At 68.8% G+C, this 4,549-nt stretch carries 4 protein-coding genes; 3 read left to right on the top strand and 1 reads right to left on the bottom strand.

Annotated features, from left to right (window positions below; all coding sequences use genetic code 11):
* The first annotated feature begins 144 nt into the window (after positions 1 to 144).
* Positions 145 to 567, top strand: coding sequence for a VOC family protein (locus AB4Y86_RS12930; RefSeq protein WP_441402621.1), 423 nt, complete (start codon positions 145 to 147; stop codon positions 565 to 567).
* Between the two features lie 26 nt (positions 568 to 593).
* Here the strand turns inward: AB4Y86_RS12930 and AB4Y86_RS12925 are convergent, their stop codons facing one another.
* Positions 594 to 1,727 carry an SLC13 family permease gene (locus tag AB4Y86_RS12925; RefSeq protein ID WP_441402622.1) on the bottom strand — a complete coding sequence of 378 codons (1,134 nt, stop codon included), beginning with the start codon at positions 1,725 to 1,727 and terminating at the stop codon, positions 594 to 596.
* A gap of 131 nt (positions 1,728 to 1,858) precedes the next feature.
* Between AB4Y86_RS12925 and AB4Y86_RS12920 the strand changes: the two genes are divergently transcribed.
* Both AB4Y86_RS12920 and AB4Y86_RS12915 read left to right on the top strand, forming a co-directional pair.
* A complete protein-coding gene (locus AB4Y86_RS12920; protein ID WP_441402620.1) occupies positions 1,859 to 3,244 on the top strand; it encodes a cystathionine beta-synthase in 1,386 nt (461 codons plus the stop codon).
* A 17-nt stretch (positions 3,245 to 3,261) separates the two neighbouring features.
* Positions 3,262 to 4,470 (top strand): cystathionine gamma-synthase, encoded by a 1,209-nt coding sequence (locus AB4Y86_RS12915; RefSeq protein ID WP_441402619.1) that lies wholly within the window; start codon positions 3,262 to 3,264, stop codon positions 4,468 to 4,470.
* Positions 4,471 to 4,549 lie beyond the last annotated feature (79 nt).

The following is a 4,549-nucleotide window of genomic DNA, read 5'->3' as shown; positions in this document are numbered from 1 at the left end:
GTCGCGGCGCCGCGGCGGTACAGGCGGTGCCGCGACGGAACCCGGGGGCCCTTATCGGCGTCCCCCTCGAGGACTAGAATCCGGCTGTGRCACGAATTTCCGGTGCCTGTCCGTGGGCTAACCCCTGATGGTGAGGAGCATGTGATGGCTGGTGGAGTGGTGCATTTCGAAATCCCCGCAGAGGACGAGGACCGTGCGGGAAAGTTCTACAGTTCCGCCTTCGGCTGGGAAGTCAGCGCCATGCCGGAGATGAGCTACGCCATGATCAAGACGACGCCGACGGACGCGACGGGCATGCCCTCCGTTGCGGGCTCCATCAACGGCGGCATGTTCCGCCGTGAAGGAGACCTCAAGTCCCCGGTGGTCACCGTGGACGTTGATGACATCGACGCGGCGTTGGAGAAGATCAACTCGCTGGGCGGCAGCACTGTCAGGCCGCGGGAGGAAGTCGGCGCCATGGGCTGGACCGCGTACTTCCGGGACACCGAAGGTAATATCGTCGGACTCTGGCAGAACGCCCCGCGTGCGGGAGGCGCCGGCTCGGCCGCGGACGACCTCGGCGCCTGACGCGCCGGGGCCCGGGCCGCGGCGGCTCAGGGCATGCCGCTGGCCAGCCACAGGGCCACGACCGCCAGCGGGACGGTGAGGACGACGGCGACCAGCCCGGCCAGCGCGAAACCGCCCCAGCGGATCTCCACGTTGAGGGCGCGCAGGCGTTCGTGCCAGAGCAGCGTCRCCAGCGACGCCCAGGGGGTCACCAGCGGGCCGAAATTCACGCCGATCAGCAGTGCCGCGAGCCGCAGCGGCGAGCCGCCCACCGGCTCGAGAGCCAGGTAGGCCGGGAGGTTGTTGACAGCGTTTGCCGCTCCGGCGCCGAGCCCCGCCAGCTGGAGCAGCGCGGGCAGGCTGTCCCCGGATCCGGCGACGGTCGCCAACGCCTTCGTCAGCCCGTTGGCGTGCATCGCCTCAACCACCATGAACAGGCCAACGGTAAGCATGAGCGGCCGCCAGGGGACCATCGACCAGCGCAGGGTCGAGCGGCGGCGCCACAGGAACAGCACCAGAAGGACGACGGCGGCGGCGGCAGCAGGCAGGTAGACCGGGATACCGGACACTAGGGCCGGCAGCAGGACCAGCATCACGCCGGCCGAGGCATAGAGCAGCACCCTGTCCCGCACCCGGTGGGCAGGCTGCGGGCTGTAGCGGCCGCGCAGCTCCTTACGAAAGGCCAGCCACAGCAGCGCCAGGGGAAGCAGGATCCCCACCAGCGCCGGCGCCCAGACCAGAACGGCGAACCCGGCCGGACCGAGACCCAGCCGGCCCTGGGCCAGCAGGTTGGTCAGGTTGGACACTGGCAGCAGGAGCGAGGCGGTGTTCGCGAGCCAGATGGTGGTCAGGGCGAAGGGCAGCGGGGGGATCCGTGCGTGCACGGCCAGTAACACCACGACGGGGGTCACCAGCACCGCCGTCGTATCCAGCGACAGAAAGATGGTGGACACCGCTGCCAGGGCAATCGCCAGGAGCCACAGCAGCCGGACGCGTCCCCGGCCGAGAGCGGCCAGTCGGTCGGTGACCGCCCGGAACAGGCCGGCGTCGTCGACCAATTCCGTCACGAGGGACATGGCCACCACGAAGCCCAGCACCGGCACCGTGCGGCCGGTGAGCTCCTCGAAGGCGGGCCAGGGGAGGAGCCCGGTGGCCAGCGCCGCGGTCCCGGCCAAGAGCATTCCGCCGGGAACCAGGTAGCTCCGCAGTGTCTTCAGCCAGTTCCGTCGCTTCACCGCCCAATCCTCGCACCCGAGCCGGTGCCAACGCGACGAGGCCAGCGCGCGGCCGCGGAGACGGTAACTTTGTACCTATGAAGTACGCCCAGTCCATCCTGGACCTCATCGGCCACACGCCGCTCGTCAAACTCAACCACGTGACCGACGGCATCGCCGCCACGGTGCTGGTAAAGCTCGAATACCTGAACCCCGGCGGGTCCATCAAGGACCGCATCGCCGCCAAGATGATCGACGAGGCGGAGCGCAGCGGCAAGCTCCTGCCCGGCGGGACCATCGTGGAGCCGACCTCCGGCAACACCGGCGTCGGCCTGGCCCTCGTGGCGCAGCAGAAGGGCTACCGCTGCATCTTCGTGGTCCCGGACAAAGTCGGCGAGGACAAGCGTGCCGTGCTCCAGGCGTACGGTGCGGAAGTCGTGGTGACACCCACGGCCGTCGCCCCGGACAGCCCGCAAAGCTACTACGGCGTCTCGGACCGCCTGGTCACCGAAATCCCCGGCGCCTACAAGCCGGACCAGTTCTCCAACCCGGCCGCGCCGGCCAGCCACTACGAGTCCACCGGCCCGGAGATCTGGAATGACACGGACGGCAAGATCACGCACTGCGTGATCGGCGCCGGCACCGGCGGCACCATCACCGGCACCGGCCGCTACCTCAAGGACATCTCCGCCGGCCGCGCGGCGTCCGACGGCGGCGTGGTCAAGATCATCGCGGCCGACCCTGCCGGTTCGGTCTACTCCGGCGGCACCGGCCGGCCCTACTTCGTCGAAGGCGTCGGCGAGGACATGTGGCCGGCCAACTACGATAAGGCCGTTCCGGACGACGTTATCGCCGTCAGCGACGCCGACTCCTTCTCGATGACCCGCCGGCTGGCCCGCGAGGAGGGCCTGCTGGTGGGCGGTTCCTCCGGCATGGCCGTCGTCGCCGCGCTCCAGGCCGCCAAGGACCTGCCGGCCGACGCGGTCGTCGTCGTGATCCTGCCGGACTCCGGCCGCGGCTACCTGGCGAAGATTTTCAATGACCAGTGGATGCGTTCCTACGGATTCCTAGCCGGCGGCGACGAAGCCTCAGTGGAGGAAGTGCTCAAGTCCAAGACCGGCGAATTGCCGGACCTGGTGCATATCCACCCCAACGAGAGCGTCCGGGACGTCATCAACATCATGAACGAGTACGGCGTCTCGCACATCCCGGTGCTGTCCGCCGAGCCCCCGGTGGTGATGGGCGAAGTCCTCGGCTCGGTGGACGAGCGCACCCTGACGGCCAAGCTTTTCCGCGGTGAAGCCACCCTTACGGACAACATTTCCGACCACATGGAGGCCCGGCTTCCGGTGATCGGTTCGCTCGAATCGATCTCCACGGCCCGTGAACTCCTCTCCGACGCGGACACCCTGATGGTGACGTTCGTCGGTGCCCCGGTGGGGATCCTGACCCGCCACGACCTGCTCGCGTACCTCAGCAACTGACCAGTTCAAGGAGTCCCATGTCCCAGCCAGAAAGCTCTTCCGCGACCAACGCCGGCTTCAACACCCGCGCCGTGCACGCCGGCCAGGCCTTCGAGCCGCGCACCGGCGCGGTGGTGCCCCCGGTGCACTTCTCCTCCACCTATGCGCAGGACGGAATCGGCGGTCTCCGGGCCGGCTACGAATACGGCCGCGGCACCAACCCCACCCGCGACGCCTTGCAGGAGCAGCTCGCCGCGCTGGAGGGCGGTACCGCAGCGTTCTCCTTCAGCTCTGGGCTGGCGGCCGAGGACTCGATGATCCGCGCCCTGACCCGTCCCGGGGACCACATCGTGCTCGGCAATGATGCCTACGGTGGCACGTACCGGCTGATCAGCCGCGTCCTGGGCGAGTGGGGGATCGGCAACACCCCGGTGGACATGTCCGACCTTGACGCTGTCGCGACGGCTGTCGCGGCAGGCGGCTCGGCTTCCGGCGGCGGCAAGACCCGCCTGGTCTGGGTCGAGACGCCGTCGAACCCGATGATGAAGATCACCGACATTGCAGCGCTGGCTGAGGTGGCGCACTTCGCCGGCGCCCTCCTGGTGGTGGACAACACCTTCGCCTCGCCGTACCTGCAGAACCCGCTGGCGCTCGGCGCCGACGTCGTGGTGCACTCCACTACCAAGTACATCGGCGGGCACTCCGACGTCGTCGGCGGCGCCATCATCGTCAACGACGCCGCGCTGGCCGAGAAGATCGGCTTCGTACAGTTCGCCGTTGGCGCCGTGTCCGGTCCGATGGACGCGTTCCTCACCACCCGCGGCCTGAAGACCCTCGGCGTGCGCATGGACCGGCACAGCGACAATGCCCAGGCCGTGGCCGAATGGCTGTTGGAGCGCCCGGAGGTGGAGGCCGTGCTGTACCCGGGCCTGCCTTCGCACCCGGGCCACGAGCTCGCCAAAAAGCAGATGAAGAAGTTCGGCGGGATGATCTCCGTGCAGTTCAAGGGCGGCGAGGCGGCGGCACGCACGGTGGCCGAGTCCACCTCCGTGTTCACCCTGGCGGAGTCCCTGGGCGGCATCGAATCCCTGATGAACTACCCCTCGGAGATGACGCACGCCTCGGTCAGGGGCACCGAACTGGCCGTTCCGGTGAACCTGATCCGGTTGTCCTGCGGCATCGAGGACGTCGAGGACCTGATCGCGGACCTCGAGCAGGCGTTCGCGCGCCTTGAGCCGGGCAGTTAGCCGCCGGTGACCGTCGTTTCCAAAGCAGCCGGCACCACCACGCGCGGTTGGATCGCGACGGCGGCCGGCGCGGCCGTCG

Origin of the sequence: Arthrobacter sp. 2YAF22_2 (genome assembly GCF_052114645.1) — a bacterium.
GTDB lineage: Bacteria > Actinomycetota > Actinomycetes > Actinomycetales > Micrococcaceae > Arthrobacter.
The sequence above is the reverse complement of the archived record's forward strand: the minus strand, read 5'-3'. Positions and strand labels throughout refer to the sequence as shown.